Here is a 16,900-nt window from a genome sequence, read left to right as displayed (position 1 = left end):
GTCATAAAGTCAAAAGAAAATTATGGGTAAATTTAATTCTTTCGAAGAAATAAATTCCTGGCAGAAATCTAGAATCTTCAACAAGAAAATATATCTGGCAACTGAAAATTCTAATTTTAAAAAAGACTTTGATTTCGTTAGACAAATAAGACGCGCATCACTTTCTATATCATCAAATATAGCAGAAGGCTTTGAAAGAAATACAGATAAAGAGTTTGTTTATTTTTTATATGTAGCCAAAGCATCTGCAGGAGAAGTTAGATCTCAATTATATTTAGCTTTTGATTTAGAATATATTATAAAAGAAGAATTTGAAATGCTTTTAAATTCGGTAACTGAAATATCGAAATTATTAAGTGGTTTCATAAAATATTTGGAATCTAGTCGTAAAGTTTAAAGATCAAAAGTAAGAACCACACAAGTTTCAGACTTTAAGACTTTAAGACATTCGACTTTAAGACTAAAAAAGAACAATGGATTTAAAAGAAAAATTAGTATCGTCTTTTATGGCTTTTGAAGAGCGTGTCGATGTACATTCAGATTTACATGACATACGCACAAATGCTTTAAAAAACTTCGAAAATAAAGGTTTCCCAACCAAAAAAGAAGAAGCTTGGAAATATACATCGCTAAATGCCATCTTAAAAAATGACTTTACGGTTTTTCCAAAGGAAGAAAATGCAATCGAATTTAATCAGGTAAAAAAATACTTTTTACACGAAATAGATACTTATAAATTAGTATTTGTTGATGGTGTTTTTAGTTCGCATTTGTCTTCTACAACGCACGACGGAATTGATGTTTGCTTAATGTCATCAGCATTGACCAAACCAAAATATAAAATGGTTATTGATACATACTTTAATCAAATTGCAAGTAAAGATGACAGTTTAACGTCATTAAATACTGCATTTGCAATGGAAGGAGCTTTTATCAATATTCCGAAGAAAAAAGTAGCCGACAAACCAATTGAGATTATGTATTTCTCAACTGGAAACGAAGCTGCATTAATGGTTCAGCCAAGAAATTTGGTTATTGTGGGTGAAAATTCACATGTTCAAATTATCGAGCGTCACCAAAGTTTGAATGAAAATCCTGTTTTAACAAACTCTGTTACTGAGATTTTTGCTCAAAAACGTGCGATTGTTGATTATTACAAAATCCAAAACGATAATAGCGAAGCAAACTTAGTTGACAATACTTATGTTTCTCAACAACAAGAAAGTCATGCTTACGTACACACTTTTTCATTTGGAGGAAATTTAACTCGTAACAACTTAAACTTTTACCACTTTGGAGAAAGATTGACAAGTACGTTAAACGGAATTTCAATTCTAAATGATAAACAACATGTTGATCATTATACTTTAGTAAACCACGCACAACCAAACTGCGAGAGCTTCCAGGATTATAAAGGAATTTTCTCTGATCGTTCGACAGGAGTTTTCAACGGAAAAATTTTAGTAAATAAAGAAGCTCAAAAAACAAATGCCTTTCAAAAAAGCAACAACATTTTATTGAGCGATAAAGCAACTATCAATGCGAAACCACAATTAGAGATTTTTGCTGATGACGTAAAATGTTCGCACGGTTGTACAGTTGGACAGCTTGATGAAACAGCAATGTTTTACATGCAGTCTCGTGGTATTCCACAAAAAGAAGCTAAAGCTTTATTGATGTATGCATTCTCAAATGCAGTAATCGAAAGCATTAAAATACCAGAATTAAAACAAAGAATTACTAAAATCATTGCCATGAAACTGGGCGTGAATTTAGGATTTGATTTGTAAAAAATTCTATTTAATAAAAATGAAAACCGATAAGCTTTAAAAAGTTTATCGGTTTTTTTATTTGCTACTCCTGCAAGGTTTCCAAAACCTTGTAGGTATAGAAACATAAACATAATACCTACAAGGTTTTGGAAACCTTGCAGGAAAGACAACCTATTTCTTCACACTATCAATTATCCCCTTCAAAAACCCATTAAAATCAAAACTTTTATCTCCTTCTCTCACTCCCATTCTCACAATTACCATATCCAGAGATGGAATAATCGCCACCATTTGACCTTGATATCCACTGCAATAAAACATATCACGAGGAACGTCTGGGAATTTTCCTCCCGCGTTTAACCAAAATTGTGCTCCATATTTTCCTTCAGAAGTATTAGTTGGTGTTGCCGTATATTTTACCCAGCTTTCATCTAAAATTTGTTCTCCGTTCCAGTTTCCTTTATGCAAATACAACAATCCAAATTTTGACCAGTCTCTTGGTGTTGCCCATCCGTAAGATGAACCTACGAAAGTTCCCGACATATCTTGTTCGACAATCATCGAGTTCATTCCAATTTTGTCGATTACGGCGCTGTACCAAAAATCAAGATATTCTTGTTGTGTTTTAAATTGGCTTCTTAAAATTCGGGATAATAAATTGGTTGTTCCGGATGAATAATACCAATGCGTGTTTGGCTTAAATTTCGCTGGTTTGTCCATTTGCACTTTTCCCATATCTTCAGATTGGAAAAGCATTTGAGTTGCGTCGCAGATTGTGCTGTAGTTTTCTTCCCATTCTAAACCAGAATTCATATGAAGCAAATCGTTAACCGTAATATTTTTACGTTCATCATTTTGCCATTCTTTAATTGGCGCTGGTTTATAAATATCTATTTTTCCTTGTTTGGCCAAAACTCCAAAAGCCGAACTTGTGATACTTTTGGTCATCGACCATCCTAAAATTTTACTGTCTTTATTGAAACCTGTATCGTATTTTTCAGCAATTAATTTGTCTTTGTATAAAACGACAACGGCGCGGGTTCTTTTTGTTCTTCCGCCATTTTTATCAAAAGCATTTTCAACTGCATTTTTTAATTTTGTATAATCAACATTCGCGAAAGCAGAATCTTTTGGTTCATTATTTCCGTAAGGAAAAGGAAGATTATTTACCAATTTTGTTCTCTTTGGAAGCAAATATGGTTTTGAAACATCAAAATCATCATTTATCAAAACTGCTCCTAAACCTTCACGATAAATTGCTTTTCGTTCCTTTAAACCATAAACATTTGAAATAGCAAATTTTCCAGCATCATCAATTGAATTTTTAGCCAAATCAACCAAATTGATATCATTGTCTGTTTTTTGAATTAAATCCAGCGAACGATTATCAATAAAATGTCCTGAAGCGACACTTTTGGCAGAGAAGCCAGAAATTAAATCCAGTTTTGGATAAGTTGTAAACCCGAAATACAAAAACCCAAGAACGACTAGAAGCAAAAGTACTTTAAGAAATTTTTTCATGATGATGTCAGTATTTTTATTGCAATATAAATAATTTATGTTCACGATTTTAGAAGTCAAATTATAAATCTGATTCGGATAATTCAGAAAACCGAATCTATTTTTACAGAATCAGCATTAACGCCTTGTAACAATGACACCATAAAAGGAAATTATAGAATTGCTGTATAAACAAATTTAGTTTTAGTACTTTTGTAAATAGATTTTTTCTAAATAAGACATGCTAGATATTCAAAAAATAAGAGCTGATTTTCCGATACTTTCACAAACTGTAAACGGAAAACCCTTAGTATATTTCGACAACGGAGCTACTTCGCAAAAACCACAAATTGTGATCGATGCAGAAGTAAAATATTATCAGGAAATTAATGCCAATATTCACCGCGGCGTTCACACTTTAAGCCAGTTAGCTACTGATGCTTACGAGATTTCTCGTGGCAAGGTAAAAGATCATATCAATGCAAAACATGCTCACGAAGTTCTTTTTACTTCGGGAACTACGCACGGAATCAACTTAGTTACAAATGGTTTTGCTTCTATTTTAAAACCAGGTGACGAAGTACTTGTTTCTTCATTAGAGCATCACAGTAATATTGTGCCGTGGCAGATGTTATGCGAAAGAACGGGAGCAACTTTAAAAGTTATTCCGATTAATCAAAACGGAGAATTAATTCTGGAAGAATTTGATGCTCTTCTTTCAGAAAAAACAAAAGTGGTTACGGTTAATCATATTTCAAACGCACTCGGAATTATTAATCCGATAAAATATATCATTGATAAAGCACACGCTGTTGGCGCTGCAGTTTTAATTGACGGCGCGCAGGCAGTTCCGCATTTAAAACCAGATGTTCAGGAATTAAATTGTGATTTTTATGCTTTTTCAGGTCATAAAATGTGTGGTCCAACCGGAACCGGAATTTTGTACGGAAAAGAAGAATGGCTGAACAAACTTCCTCCTTATCAAGGTGGTGGTGAAATGATTAAAGAAGTTACTTTCGAAAAAACAACTTACGCAGATCTTCCACATAAATTTGAAGCCGGAACACCAAATATTGCCGGCGGAATTGTTTTAGGAACTGCAATTGATTATTTAAACAGTGTTGGTTTTGAAAATATCCACGAATATGAAACTGAACTTTTAGATTATGCTACAAAACGTTTATCTGAAATTGAAGGTTTAAGAATCTACGGAACAGGAAAAAATAAAGCTTCTGTAATCTCGTTTAATATTGATGGAATTCATCCATACGATATTGGTTCTATTATCGATAAATTAGGAATTGCAGTTAGAACCGGACATCATTGTGCACAGCCAATTATGAATTTCTTTTGCATTCCGGGAACGATTCGTGCTTCTTTTTCATTCTATAATACAAAAGAAGAAATTGACCAAATGGTCGACGCCGTTAAAAAGGCACAAACAATGCTAAGCTAACATCTATTTTTATGAGAATACTATCTTTATTGCTTTTAACGGTTTTTATTGCTACCGGCTGCTGCAGTCAAAAAAAGACAAACATGGCTACAACTCAAATTGAATATTCTGCAATGTCAAGAGGGTATTTCAAAAAGATTGTGGTTCAAAACCAGACTGTTTATGTTACAAACGGCAGAGATCAACAGCCGATTGAAACTAAAATTGATGATGCGAAATGGAATAAAATTGTTGCTGAATTTTCAAAAGTAGATTTAAACAAACTTTCGACATTAAAAGCACCAACTGAAAAACGTTTTTATGACGGTGCCGCGATTGGAAATTTAAAAATAACTCAAGATCAAAAAACATACGAAACTGCAGGTTTCGACAACGGTTTTCCTCCAAAGGAAATTGAAAAACTGGTAAATTTACTGGTTGATTTTGCTAAAGAATAATTATGACAATTAAAGAGATACAAAACGAAATAATAGACGAATTTTCAATGTTCGACGACTGGATGCAGCGTTATGAATACATTATCGAACTGGGAAAAAGTCTTCCGTTAATTAAAGAAGAATACAAAACCGACGAGAATTTAATCAAAGGCTGTCAGTCAAAAGTCTGGCTTCAAGGCGAACAAAACGATGATAAAATTGTTTTCACCGCAGATAGTGACGCTATTTTGACTAAAGGAATAATTGCAATTTTAATTCGCGCTTTTTCTAATCAAAAAGCAGAAGACATTATAAATGCTGACACTGAATTTATAGACGAAATTGGATTAAAAGAACATTTATCTGCAACTCGTGCAAACGGTTTGGTTTCGATGATAAAAAACATCAAAATGTACGCTTTGGCTTTTGATGCAAAAAATAAAAATTAAATTTCTTTCTGCCACGAATTTCACGAATTAACACTAATTTTTAAATTCGGGAAATTTGTGAAATTCGTGGCGAAAAAACAAATAACAAAATGGAACAAGAAATAGACACAAACGAATTAGGAGAATCAATCGTAAAAGTTTTAAAAGGAATTTACGATCCTGAGATCCCTGTAGATATTTATGAGTTAGGATTAATTTATGACGTAATGGTAAATACAGATTACGAAGTAAAAATCCTGATGACATTAACATCTCCAAACTGCCCGGTTGCAGAAAGCTTACCAAGAGAAGTTGAAGAAAAAGTAAAAACAATCGAACACATTAAAGATGTTGAAGTAGAGATTACTTTTGATCCGCCTTGGAGCAAAGATTTAATGAGCGAAGAAGCAAAATTAGAATTAGGAATGCTTTAAAAAAGTGTTCAGTTTTCAGTCGCAGTTTTCAGTATTAAATGTGACTAAAAAAAACACTTAAAATGTATACAGTTTACAGTTTCAGTTTCAGTTTTTAACTGCGACTGAGACTGCGACTGAAAACTAAAAAGAATGGAAGAAATTATCAATAAAGTTGCCAATAGTGCTTTAGAAGTTTTTGATTTGGAGGATTATTATCCAAAAGGAATGCGTGTGCAAATTGACATTTCGCAATGGCTTTTGGAAGGATTTCTATTGAAAGAAAAAGACTTTAGAGAGCATCTTAAAAATCATGATTGGTCACAATACCAAGATCAATATGTCGCTGTACATTGCAGTACAGATGCAATAGTTCCCGCTTGGGCACTAATTTTAGTGAGCGTTCATTTAGCTCCTTTTGCTAAAAAAGTAGTAAACGGAACCATCGAGGATCTAGATTCAAGTTTATACGAAGAAATCTTAAGTAAGATTGATTATTCTGCGTACCAAAATAAACCTGTAATTGTAAAAGGATGTTCTAAAAAACCGGTTCCTATGCGTGCTTATATTTTAGCTACAACTTATTTACAGCCTTTTGCCCGCAGTATTATGTATGGCGAAGCATGTTCTGCTGTGCCTTTATACAAAGAATCTAAGAAATAACCTTCATTTTAAAGTAATATTCCCTTAACCTTCAGTTGGTTTTTAGTATATTTGTTAATATACACTTAAACTAAACAACTATGAGAAAGCTGACGTTATTACTATTTATCTTAGCGAACTTTACTTTTGTTCAGGCCCAAAATTCAGAAAAAGAATTAATTCAGAATACCGAAAAAGCGGTTAAAAAAATAAACGATACAATTGAAGACGAAGGATGGAAAGCAAAAGGAACAGTGTCTCTTTTATTAAACCAATCTAGTTTTAACAATTGGATCGCAGGTGGTGAAGATAGTTTCTCTGGGACTTTAGGAATAAACTATGACTTCAATTATAAAAAAGACGATGTAACCTGGGACAATAAAATCCTTGCTTCATACGGGCTTTTACAAACTAAAAACACCGATTTCGGAAAAAAGACTGATGACCGTTTAGAATTTAATTCAATTGTTGGTAAAAGAGCTTTTGGTGAATGGTATTACTCTTTCTTTTTAAACTTTAGAACTCAATTTACAACCGGTTATATTTACGGTCAGGATGCCAACGGAAAAGAAATTAGAACCGAGCAGACTAAATTTATGTCGCCTGGGTATCTTACTACTGGACCTGGTATTTACTGGTCTAAAGATGAAAACTTAAAAATAAACTTTGCTCCTCTAACTTCAAAATTCACTTTTGTAGACAACGCTTATACTAGTGGAATTGATAGATTTACTGGTCTGCCTTATGTAGATGGCGATTATTTTGGAGTTGACGAAGGCAAAACCATGCGTTACGAGTTAGGTTTTTATGCTTCTGTTTATTACAAATTAGCCATTATGACTAACGTTACTGCAGAAAACACACTGAATCTTTATTCTAATTATCTGGAAGATCCTCAAAACGTAGATATCAATTATTCTTTGAATATTATAATGAAGGTTAATAAATTCTTATCAGCAAATCTGGCATTCCAGGCTATTTATGACGATAATGCTTTTCAAGGTCTTCAAACCAGAGAAGTATTTGGTTTAGGAGTTAATTTTGGATTTTAATAATCCGCAACACAGCGAAAAGATTCTTATAAAATATAATACAATAAAAAACGGCTTTTGATTTATTTCAAAAGCCGTTTCTATTTTTATTTACTTGTTAAATGATTTTGGTTTTATTCGAACGATTTTATCGTCTTTCATAATCACCAATTCAGTATTTGATTTCTTTTTGAACTCAATTAATTTATCATAAACCAAATCCATCGCATCTAAAATTTTAGTTTGAGTTGCCGATCTTTTATATGTTTTCATTATAAATTCCTTTTAGTTTATCGTACTTAATTTCATTGATTATATCAATCTCACTTTCAAGCATTTTTTCTGCCAATAATTCAGGTTTCCCAAATGAATTATCAAAGATCATAACTTCATCAGCTATTGGCAAATATATATTAAATAAGTTTAATATTCCATTAATGTATCTTCGCTTAATAACAGCTGTTTCTATATTATGTCCACCTTCTGTAACTCTAGTTTTTACTCTTTCAATCGCAAGCTCAACATCCTGTAACCAGAAAAATAAAAGAATCACTTTATAACCTTTTTTTTGCGCTAACGCAACTTTAGATTTATAACTTTTAGTCGCTAGTGTGGTTTCAAAAGCAAATATTGTATTAGTATCTAATAATTCATTTATTCTATGAAGCATTATTCTACCAGCCTCAAAAGCTACTTTTTCAGGTTGAAATGGAGAGAGACCTTTAGCAATTTCATCTGCATTTACAAATTCTTTACAGTTTAAAATTTCAGGAAGTATTGTAAAAGAAGCCGTAGTTTTACCAGCTCCATTGCATCCTGAAATTATGTATAAATTCTTACTCATTTAAACAAAGATATGAAATATCAATTTTTACTAAATCTTATTTTAGAGATATTTAATAAAGTTTTATAACCTTCCTGTTTATTCATTATATAAAAAAACGGCTTTTGATTTATTTCAAAAGCCGTTTCTATTTTTATTCTTCTTCCTTTTCAACTGCGTCCTTATAATCAGGATATAAAAACTTATTATATGGAAATCTTGTTATGTGAATCTGACGAACAGCTTCATAAACCGTTTCTCTAAATTCTTCGAAATTTTCTTTTTGAGTTGCCGAAATAAACAAGGCGTTATCTTCTCCTACATTACTCATCCATGTTTGTTTCCATTCTTCAAGAGTCCAGTGTTTTCTGGTTCTTTCGGTAATTAAATCATCTTCGTCAATTGTTAGATGTTTGTATGCATCGATTTTATTGAAAACCATAATAGTTGGTTTATCGTTGCTTTTAATTTCCTGCAAAGTCTGATTTACAGATTCAATATGATCTTCAAAGTCAGGATGCGAAATATCAACAACGTGCAAAAGTAAATCGGCTTCACGAACCTCATCAAGTGTACTCTTGAAAGAATCTACTAATTGAGTTGGCAGTTTTCGAATGAAACCAACTGTATCTGAAAGTAAAAATGGAAGGTTTTTAATCACCACTTTTCGAACTGTTGTATCTAATGTTGCGAATAATTTATTCTCAACAAAAACATCACTTTTTCCGATAGCATTCATCAAAGTCGACTTTCCAACGTTTGTATATCCAACAAGCGCCACACGAACCATTGCGCCGCGATTGCTTCGTTGAATACTCATTTGTTTGTCGATTGTCTTGATTTTATCTTTCAATAATGAAATTCTATCACGTACAATACGTCTGTCTGTTTCGATCTCCGTTTCACCTGGACCACGCATACCAATTCCCCCTTTTTGACGCTCAAGGTGTGTCCATAAACCAGAAAGTCTTGGCAGTAAATAAATACACTGTGCTAATTCCACCTGAGTTCTTGCGTACGAAGTTTCAGCTCTTTGCGCAAAAATATCCAAAATCAAATTGGTTCTGTCAAGGATTTTACAATCTATAATTCGGGAAATATTTTTTTGTTGTGATGGCGATAATTCATCATCAAAAATTAAAGTCGATATTCCGTTTTCTTTTACAAAAAGATTGATTTCATCTATTTTACCCGTACCCACAAAAGTCTTAGGATTCGGACGTTCCATTTTTTGCGAAAAGCGTTTAATAACTTCACCACCTGCGGTAAAAGTTAAAAACTCTAATTCGTCTAAATATTCATTAAGTTTTTCCTCACTTTGATTTTGAGTTATGATACCAACAATGGCTGTTTTCTCAAAATTTATAACTTCTTTCTCTAACATATCTTAAAATAAGCTACAAATTTAATCATTTGTATACTACTACAATTATAGAATTGCGTTTTTAAATATTATTTAAAATGATAAACCATCTAAAAATCATGTTTTACAAAAGTATTTCTTTAATAAAACTTGATTTTTAAATGGCTTAAAAAAGATTCGAAAACTTTTTATTCGTAGATAAAAGTTTTCTCTGTTTTTACAATTCCGTTTTCTTCAATTTGAGAACATGAAATTGGAAAGTTTAATTTGTTGTATTTGTATTTTCGACTTACTGCAACTAAAGCTGTAGACGAAGGGCTAAAGTTCATTTCGTTATTGTATGAAATCGACTCAAAAGTAAATTCGTCTTCATGGTATGAAATCATTGGTACAATTACTTTATAATTATCTCCAAAAAGACTTTGAACGATTAACTGATCTACCGATTTTTTATCATCGTAAGTATACGTTTTAGAGATTTTATCTCCAACTAATCCTTTATGTTTCGATACGTTATCGTTTACATAAACGTATTCGATTTTTCCGATAATTGCTTTGTTTCTATCGCGTGATGTACGTCTAACGATAGTACCGTTTTCAATGATATATTCAATATCTTCAACTAAATTTTGGTGATTTGTACTTTTTTTAGTCGTTACTTTTACTCTTGCACCTTCATAAACAAAAGAGACAACTTTTGTAATATAATCCGGTCCTTCCTGATATTTTTTTACAAATTTTGTAATGTTGTTATCAGCATCATAAGTGTAATTGATAACTTCTTTCCAGTCGCTTCCCACTTTATCTTTAACAGACATATCCAATAAGCCCTTTTTGTTGTAAAAAAAGTTCTGAATAACGTCTGAAGTTGTAATGGTTTGAAGTTTACCTTCTTTAAAGACCATTGTTTTATTTACAATTTCACCGTCTTTAGAATTTTGGTAATTTGTTTTTACAATATTGATCTGCTTCAATCTAACGTTTTCCTGACTCTGCATCAAGAATGGAAACACCATCATCAGGATGGCAATAAAGTAGGTTTTCATTTTGTTTTTGTATTGATTTGGGATGACCAAAATACAAAATTCTGCCAAAATTTGGCAATTTAAAATTTAAAAAAACAGAAAATCAATTTTAGAAAATTACAAATCAACAACTTACACAAATACAATTCTTATTTCTCACCAAAAATCTTCACATCATCTACCATAAATGCGCCATTTAATGTTTTATCTTTTCCTGAACCCACGTACCTAAAGGCAATATTTATATTTCCTGTATAGGCAGATAAATCTATTCCGCCAGAACTTATAAACTCACGAGTAGGAGTTGAAAGTGTAGGAACTTTCGCTTCTAATTTTGTCCATTTTGCCTTGGTCACACTTGAGCCGTCAAAGTTTGTGGAGACATAAACTTCTAATGTATTTAATGGCGAATCGACTTTTAAATCATGCTGTGCGCTTCTAAAAGAAAAAACCGCATTTTTATAACCTGTCAAATTAATTTTGGGAGAAACCAGCCAGGCAATATTTTCGGCCGCTGTTGTACTTGTGGTATTAAATTCTGCATAACCATTTCCTGCATACACCATGCTTTTCCATAATTTTGTTGCTTTTTCTACAATGTTACTCCAGCCTGGAAGTGCAAAATTGACATTGTTTTTAACCGATTGAAAATCCTCTGCAAAAAATGGAACGCTTCTTTTTCCGTTCATAACCACATCTTCTTCTGAACGAACCATTAATTGATAATCTGTACCAAACTTGGTTAAAATTCCTCTAACTTTCCCGCTTTCTTCCGGCACAAAATGATCTGCAAATTTTGCATAACTACTTGTTCTAAAAATAATTTGATTTCCGGTTTTATCACGCAGGTTCCAGTTTGTTGATCCTCCAATATTATTCGATTCTTCAAAATAATGACGTCCCAATGCAGCTTCTGTAAATTCAACATCATTAAGTTCAATCAATGTATTTAATTTACTATCTGATAATGCCTGTTCTATAGAAAGTGATTCAACCAGCTCATTTTCATCAATAATCGTACACGAAGCGTTTAAAACGTTTTTATATTCATTTTGAGAAATCCTGCCAATTGTTGGATCCCCGGCGTTGTTGACATATAAACTGCCAATCCGTAATCCTCCATAATACAAATCTGTAAATTGATTTTTAAGTTTTACATATACTTTATTCCCAAGTCGATAATCAATGTAAGTGTTTGACGCATCAATTGGGATACTAAAACCTATTGCAGGAATTTTTTCAGTGGCTTTTGTCTGGAGTGAAATAGATTTAAAAAAATTTCCGCCTTCGTCACTCGAAACAACATAGGCTTCTATAATATCATCATATAGATATTGCTTAGCCGTATTACTTGAAAGTTCATAAACTTTTTCGACCGTTTTGTTTACCTTAAAATCAGGTTGAGTACACTCTAACTTTGGGTTTGCTATTTCTGTACTGCAGCTGCAGATAAATAATAATGATGAAGCTAAAAATGTATTTAAAATTATGTTTTTCATGATAAGTAATTTCAGTTATAAACCGATTGTGAGATTTAAAAAATAAGTTCTTCCGTAACCGTAATAATATTTTGGACCAAATGATGGTGTTCCGCTGGATACATCCTGATTCAGGGCTCTAAAATTCGCATTTCTGGCCTGTTCAAAACCTCCAGTTTTATAAACTAAACCCAATGCATTATTAACACTGGCAAATAGTCCGATATACTTTTTATGAACTCGCCAGGATTTTCCTCCGTTGATATTTAATAAGGTTATGGGATCAAATTTTTCTTGTTGTAATAATTCATTTCCTCTTTCAGATGTTGCTTCGGGAAAAGGAAATCCATTTGCGGGATTAATGTAAAATTGTGATGTCCTAGAAATGGGTGAAACATCAATATAGTTATCAGTTAAATAATTAATATTGGCTCCAATCCACCAATATTTAGGATCTCGGTATTCCAAACCTAATGAAAGTGCATTTTGAGGCGTTCCTGCTTGTTTGTAATTTTTAAGATAGGCTTTACCAAAATCAAAAGTAGTCTGCGCCCCGTCTTTTGCTGCGTTTGCATCGTTTGTAATCGATACATTTGGATTGCTGTTGTAAATATAATTTCCGTAAGCCGCTGATAAAGTTGTTTTAAAAGTTGAGGAAATCTGATATTCAAAACTCAATTCTGCTCCTGTATTTTTCTTATCCAGCTGAGTTAAAGTCTGACTCACAAAAGCATCTGTCGTGTCATAACCGGCTCCGTTATCAAAGATTCCTTCGGCATAGAAAAAAGAAGTTTTGGATGTGTTTTTTATTAGCGTATAAAAAGCTGTTAAACGTAATTTCAAGTTTGGTGCACGATAAACATAATTAGCTTCGGCACTTGTAATATTTTCACTTTCAATTCCATCAACTATATTATTATTTAATCTTGAATTTGAAAATGTGTTTCGAAGTGAAGGCGCTCTGGTTAAATGCGCTCCATTAAAAAACAGCCATTGTTTTCCTGAAATTTTATAGGTGAAACCGCCTTTGAAACCAAAGTTTTCGAAATTTATTTTTTCACTTTTCCCTAAAGAAGTGGTTGGGTAAATTCCGTTTTGGTACAATCCTTCTCTTTGATAATTAGAAACTGAATAGGATTGTGCCAAATAAAATTCGGTTTTATTGTATGAGAATTTAAACTGTGCAAAAGCATTGATTGTATTGGCTAAAAAATTATAGTTGTATCCATAAATATCTCCTTTTACAACTTGTCTGTTTGGATTTTGCAAATCAGACTGCGAAAGATCGCCTTTGTAAAAAGGGTCAATATCTTCAAAATATTTCCCGCCAAGAAGATCTAGTAAATATTGAAAATTATGTGATTTTAAATTCTGATAAGTAACTCCTCCATCAAAAGAAATATTTGGAGTTAACTGCGTGTTTAAATTTGAATTGACTGCAAAAGTTTTGTCGTCAGTTCTGTCTTCATATAAAACATAATGGCTTTTTGCAGGTTCATAACCATTTTCACCTGCTTTTTGATTTGCAGAATACAGGGCATTCCAATCAATTTGTGAATTTGCCAGAAAGGTGAGTCTGCTTTTTTCGGCATTTTCATAATCCGGCGTAAATGCTCCCGAAAATTCACCTTTGTCTTTTGCATAAAGCGAACTGAAATAACTTGGCATTTTTCTATAATAAACCGGATCTGGACTGTCGCCATTTTGATAATCAATATTGCTGTTTCCAACTTTCCCAAATTGATACATTACACTCGAATTCAGGTTTGTTTTTTCATCAATTTTAAAATAATGATTCAGCATGAATAGCGGTTCTTCAACATTTTTTACTCTTGCATTTCGCTTTTTGTTATTCTGAAATCCCCAATACGAATTGTATTTTTCACCCATTAAACTGGTTACTTCATTAGTATTTGGAGAATTTTTTCCGCGGGAATTGGGTGTGTAAAATCCGGTGAAATTGAGTGAATGTTTATTATTGAATTTCTTCTCAACGCTAATAAAAAAAGAATCGGCATTGAAATTTGTTCCTTCAAAATAACCTTCATCTGCCCATCTTTTTCCTGCAGAAACTACATAAGCCCAGCCGTCAATATCCATTCCTGAAGCATAAGTTCCAATCCCACGCAAACTGTAGGTTGTGTTACTCCCGGAAAAGGTTAACTGTGCTCCTTTTCGATATAAAGAAGCCCGTGTAAAAATTTGCTGTGTTCCTAAAACACCGCCAAAAGTATAATTTGAAGCAGCCGTTCCAACCGAAAATTCCTGATTACGAAGCACATTATTTAGTCCACCCCAATTGTTCCATTGCGGTCTGCCGTCGTATATTTTATTCATGGTCATTCCGTTGAGCATCATGGTTCCGTTTTCGCTGTCTAAACCACGAATCCTGAATCGGGCTTGACCCCAATTAAATGCGGATGCCTGCATAAAAGCATCTTTAGAAGATTGTAAAAGTCCCGAAGTCATTTCGGATGAACTATTATCATCAGACAAATCACTTTCTAATAATGTGATTAGTGCAGCCGGAACTTCATCAGAATAAATATCTTCTAATTGCAATACTCCGAGATATATAATCTGACCAAAATTAGAATGAATTTTGAGTAGTAAATCTTTGCAGTCCTGACTGTGAATTAAAAGAAGCTGTTCTCCTTCTATAGGAGAACTCAATTCAAATTTGCCTCTTTTAGAAGTAAGTTTTGTGATAGAAGAATTTTGAATACTTACTACAACATTCTCCAGAGGATTTTGCGTTTTGGCATCGACAACAATTCCTCTAAAAACTGTTTCCTGTGCAAAGGCAAAACTAAAAGACAATAAAACAAAAAAGAGCGCGTATTTTTTTACCATTAAAATTCCAATTTACTTTGAAAATTGTTTTCGGATATTAATCCTATTCAAAAGATAAATTGGTTTTTGGAAAGAGTCTTGCTTGTAAGACAAACAAACTCTGGGATCAAATGTAGATATAAAAACAATTAAAAAAGAAATAAATTCTTACAAAAATAATTTATTTCATAAAGAAGTTAAAAAAACACGGCGCAATCACCCTAATCCATTAAATCTGTGGGCAATAAAAATTAAGTGGTTGTTCTAATTTTAGAAACCATAAAGGCAATTAAAACACCAAAAACTCCAATAAAGGCAAAAGAAAACTCTAATCCGAAGTTTTGAGCGATATGACCAATTACCGGAGGTCCCATTAAAAAGCCTAAAAAGCTTACGCTCGAAACTATTGTTAAAGCTTCTCCCGGCGGAACTGTTGGATTTTTTCCAGCCATACTATAAACGGTTGGAACAATAGTAGCAACTCCTAAACCAACTGCCATAAAAGCAATGGTACACGGAACAATATAGGGAAGGAAAACTGCTGTAAAAAGTCCGGCAGAAATCATAACGCCGCTTATCTGCATGACACGCTCGCGGCCAAATTTATTGATTAATCCGTCACCTAAAAATCTTCCGCCGGCCATCATAATCATAAAAGAAGTATATCCTAAAATTACTAATGGCCCCGGTGCTTTTACTACATCTTTAAAATAAACTCCGCTCCAGTCAAACATTACACCTTCGCTCGCCATGCTGCAAAAACCAATTACACCAAGCCAAATTAAGGCGCTGTCTGGTTTTACAAAGATTTTTCTTTTCTCTGTATTATGTTTGATTTTTTCTTTGGCACGAATTAAAAATTTAAAATTAAAAGCTACCATTAATAACACAACACCGCCAACAATCAGGAAATGATGTAATGGCGTTAAGTTTAAAGCCAACATTCCTAAACCAACCAATGCACCTGTAAATCCGGCGAAACTCCACATTCCGTGAAAAGAGGACATGATTGTTTTTTTGAAAAGTACTTCGGTATAAACACCTTGTGTATTTACGGCTATGTTGGCTAAATTTCCGAATAAGCCAAATAAAAATAATCCTACCAATAACTGCAAACCTGTTGTAGCTAAACCTAAATTGGCCAAACACAAAACATACATTATTAGGGAAAAAACTAAAATACGATGGCTCCCGAATTTGGTGACCATTTTTCCCGAAAAAGGCATGATAATTAATTGTCCCATTGGCAGGGAGAAAAGTATAGAACCTAAATCGCCTTCGGTTAAATGAAGGGCTGTTTTGATATCCGGAATTCGACTCGCCCAGGTTGCAAAACTTAATCCCATTCCGAAATAAAACATTCCAACGGCAAAACGAATTCTGTTTAGATAAGATGCTTTTGCTTCTCTAAAAACTTTCTTGATTTTTCCTTTAGTCTGAAAAAGTTGTAATGGATTAAAATTTATCAAAATGTATGCGTTTTGGGATTATATTATAAATGTACAAAAAACCTTTGTATTTACTTAAAGGTACAAATTGTTGAATTATTTACAACGTTATTGTTTATAAATAGCGGGGTTTTGCCCACAGATTTCTACGAATTTGCCCACGGATTTTACGGATTAAACGGGTTTACACAGATGTTATTTTATTTTCACGCATAAAAAATGCCCCCAAATAGTGTCTAACTTTTTGGGGGCAGTTCATGCTGTGCGTCTCTA

Annotated in this window: 16 protein-coding genes; 8 read left to right on the top strand and 8 right to left on the bottom strand. The window is 32.9% G+C overall.

The annotated features are described in order from the left end of the window. Positions 1 to 22: 22 nt before the first annotated feature. Together FLAPXU55_RS07185 and sufD are read left to right on the top strand one after the other, a co-directional pair. On the top strand, positions 23 to 397 hold the full coding sequence (locus tag FLAPXU55_RS07185; RefSeq protein WP_180857129.1) for a four helix bundle protein: 375 nt from the start codon (positions 23 to 25) through the stop codon (positions 395 to 397). A 76-nt stretch (positions 398 to 473) separates the two neighbouring features. Next, entirely contained in the window at positions 474 to 1,790 is a 1,317-nt protein-coding gene (gene sufD / locus FLAPXU55_RS07180) for a Fe-S cluster assembly protein SufD (protein WP_053472859.1), read from the top strand. Between the two features lie 153 nt (positions 1,791 to 1,943). On the opposite strand, the gene FLAPXU55_RS07175 is transcribed toward sufD, so the two are convergent. Continuing rightward, positions 1,944 to 3,293, bottom strand: coding sequence for a serine hydrolase domain-containing protein (locus FLAPXU55_RS07175; RefSeq protein ID WP_180857128.1), 1,350 nt, complete (start codon positions 3,291 to 3,293; stop codon positions 1,944 to 1,946). A gap of 220 nt (positions 3,294 to 3,513) precedes the next feature. On the opposite strand from FLAPXU55_RS07175, the gene FLAPXU55_RS07170 reads away from it, so the two are divergent. The 6 genes from FLAPXU55_RS07170 to FLAPXU55_RS07145 all read left to right on the top strand — a co-directional run bounded on the left by FLAPXU55_RS07170 (position 3,514) and on the right by FLAPXU55_RS07145 (position 7,679). Further along, positions 3,514 to 4,728, top strand: a complete 1,215-nt coding sequence (locus FLAPXU55_RS07170; protein ID WP_180857127.1) for an aminotransferase class V-fold PLP-dependent enzyme — start codon at positions 3,514 to 3,516, stop codon at positions 4,726 to 4,728. 11 nt (positions 4,729 to 4,739) lie between these two features. Further along, positions 4,740 to 5,165 carry a hypothetical protein gene (locus tag FLAPXU55_RS07165; RefSeq protein WP_180857126.1) on the top strand — a complete coding sequence of 142 codons (426 nt, stop codon included), beginning with the start codon at positions 4,740 to 4,742 and terminating at the stop codon, positions 5,163 to 5,165. 2 nt (positions 5,166 to 5,167) lie between these two features. Continuing rightward, the gene (locus tag FLAPXU55_RS07160; protein WP_053472864.1) at positions 5,168 to 5,593 is read left to right on the top strand and encodes a SufE family protein; all 426 of its coding nucleotides are present in this window, start codon (positions 5,168 to 5,170) and stop codon (positions 5,591 to 5,593) included. Positions 5,594 to 5,682: 89 nt separating this feature from the next. Next, positions 5,683 to 6,006, top strand: a complete 324-nt coding sequence (locus tag FLAPXU55_RS07155; protein WP_180857125.1) for an SUF system Fe-S cluster assembly protein — start codon at positions 5,683 to 5,685, stop codon at positions 6,004 to 6,006. 132 nt (positions 6,007 to 6,138) lie between these two features. Further along, entirely contained in the window at positions 6,139 to 6,648 is a 510-nt protein-coding gene (locus tag FLAPXU55_RS07150) for a DUF2480 family protein (protein ID WP_180857124.1), read from the top strand. An 80-nt stretch (positions 6,649 to 6,728) separates the two neighbouring features. Further along, on the top strand, positions 6,729 to 7,679 hold the full coding sequence (locus FLAPXU55_RS07145; protein WP_053472867.1) for a DUF3078 domain-containing protein: 951 nt from the start codon (positions 6,729 to 6,731) through the stop codon (positions 7,677 to 7,679). Positions 7,680 to 7,769: 90 nt separating this feature from the next. Here FLAPXU55_RS07145 and FLAPXU55_RS07140 read toward each other — a convergent pair whose 3' ends face one another. The 7 genes from FLAPXU55_RS07140 to FLAPXU55_RS07110 all read right to left on the bottom strand — a co-directional run bounded on the left by FLAPXU55_RS07140 (position 7,770) and on the right by FLAPXU55_RS07110 (position 16,648). After that, positions 7,770 to 7,931, bottom strand: a complete 162-nt coding sequence (locus FLAPXU55_RS07140) for a hypothetical protein (protein ID WP_165590695.1) — start codon at positions 7,929 to 7,931, stop codon at positions 7,770 to 7,772. Next, entirely contained in the window at positions 7,918 to 8,502 is a 585-nt protein-coding gene (locus FLAPXU55_RS07135) for a zeta toxin family protein (protein ID WP_056206940.1), read from the bottom strand. Before FLAPXU55_RS07135 ends, FLAPXU55_RS07140 begins: the two co-directional genes overlap by 14 nt. A 133-nt stretch (positions 8,503 to 8,635) precedes the next feature. Beyond that, a complete protein-coding gene (gene hflX / locus FLAPXU55_RS07130) occupies positions 8,636 to 9,865 on the bottom strand; it encodes a GTPase HflX (protein WP_073483849.1) in 1,230 nt (409 codons plus the stop codon). Positions 9,866 to 10,032: 167 nt separating this feature from the next. After that, the gene (locus tag FLAPXU55_RS07125; RefSeq protein ID WP_180857123.1) at positions 10,033 to 10,890 is read right to left on the bottom strand and encodes a hypothetical protein; all 858 of its coding nucleotides are present in this window, start codon (positions 10,888 to 10,890) and stop codon (positions 10,033 to 10,035) included. Positions 10,891 to 11,018: 128 nt separating this feature from the next. Then, positions 11,019 to 12,368: a DUF5689 domain-containing protein gene (locus FLAPXU55_RS07120; RefSeq protein WP_180857122.1), complete on the bottom strand. Its 1,350-nt coding sequence runs from the start codon at positions 12,366 to 12,368 to the stop codon at positions 11,019 to 11,021. Between the two features lie 15 nt (positions 12,369 to 12,383). Further along, positions 12,384 to 15,200, bottom strand: coding sequence for a peptidase associated domain and porin domain-containing protein (locus tag FLAPXU55_RS07115; RefSeq protein ID WP_180857121.1), 2,817 nt, complete (start codon positions 15,198 to 15,200; stop codon positions 12,384 to 12,386). Between the two features lie 230 nt (positions 15,201 to 15,430). Continuing rightward, the gene (locus FLAPXU55_RS07110) at positions 15,431 to 16,648 is read right to left on the bottom strand and encodes an MFS transporter (protein ID WP_180857120.1); all 1,218 of its coding nucleotides are present in this window, start codon (positions 16,646 to 16,648) and stop codon (positions 15,431 to 15,433) included. Between the last annotated feature and the right edge of the window lie 252 nt (positions 16,649 to 16,900).

Origin of the sequence: Flavobacterium panici, from assembly GCF_903819335.1 — a bacterium.
Taxonomy (GTDB): domain Bacteria; phylum Bacteroidota; class Bacteroidia; order Flavobacteriales; family Flavobacteriaceae; genus Flavobacterium; species Flavobacterium panici.
This window is presented reverse-complemented; position numbering and strand designations above follow the sequence as displayed.

Excerpts from the sequence above, each read along its gene's own strand:
- FLAPXU55_RS07170 (WP_180857127.1), top strand. The coding sequence starts at position 3,514 with ATGCTAGATATTCAAAAAATAAGAGCTGATTTTCCGATACTTTCACAA.
- FLAPXU55_RS07150 (WP_180857124.1), top strand. The coding sequence starts at position 6,139 with ATGGAAGAAATTATCAATAAAGTTGCCAATAGTGCTTTAGAAGTTTTT.
- hflX (WP_073483849.1), bottom strand. The coding sequence starts at position 9,865 with ATGTTAGAGAAAGAAGTTATAAATTTTGAGAAAACAGCCATTGTTGGT.
- FLAPXU55_RS07175 (WP_180857128.1), bottom strand. The coding sequence starts at position 3,293 with ATGAAAAAATTTCTTAAAGTACTTTTGCTTCTAGTCGTTCTTGGGTTT.
- FLAPXU55_RS07155 (WP_180857125.1), top strand. The coding sequence starts at position 5,683 with ATGGAACAAGAAATAGACACAAACGAATTAGGAGAATCAATCGTAAAA.
- FLAPXU55_RS07140 (WP_165590695.1), bottom strand. The coding sequence starts at position 7,931 with ATGAAAACATATAAAAGATCGGCAACTCAAACTAAAATTTTAGATGCG.
- FLAPXU55_RS07185 (WP_180857129.1), top strand. The coding sequence starts at position 23 with ATGGGTAAATTTAATTCTTTCGAAGAAATAAATTCCTGGCAGAAATCT.
- FLAPXU55_RS07160 (WP_053472864.1), top strand. The coding sequence starts at position 5,168 with ATGACAATTAAAGAGATACAAAACGAAATAATAGACGAATTTTCAATG.
- FLAPXU55_RS07165 (WP_180857126.1), top strand. The coding sequence starts at position 4,740 with ATGAGAATACTATCTTTATTGCTTTTAACGGTTTTTATTGCTACCGGC.
- FLAPXU55_RS07135 (WP_056206940.1), bottom strand. The coding sequence starts at position 8,502 with ATGAGTAAGAATTTATACATAATTTCAGGATGCAATGGAGCTGGTAAA.
- FLAPXU55_RS07115 (WP_180857121.1), bottom strand. The coding sequence starts at position 15,200 with ATGGTAAAAAAATACGCGCTCTTTTTTGTTTTATTGTCTTTTAGTTTT.
- FLAPXU55_RS07120 (WP_180857122.1), bottom strand. The coding sequence starts at position 12,368 with ATGAAAAACATAATTTTAAATACATTTTTAGCTTCATCATTATTATTT.
- FLAPXU55_RS07125 (WP_180857123.1), bottom strand. The coding sequence starts at position 10,890 with ATGAAAACCTACTTTATTGCCATCCTGATGATGGTGTTTCCATTCTTG.
- FLAPXU55_RS07145 (WP_053472867.1), top strand. The coding sequence starts at position 6,729 with ATGAGAAAGCTGACGTTATTACTATTTATCTTAGCGAACTTTACTTTT.
- sufD (WP_053472859.1), top strand. The coding sequence starts at position 474 with ATGGATTTAAAAGAAAAATTAGTATCGTCTTTTATGGCTTTTGAAGAG.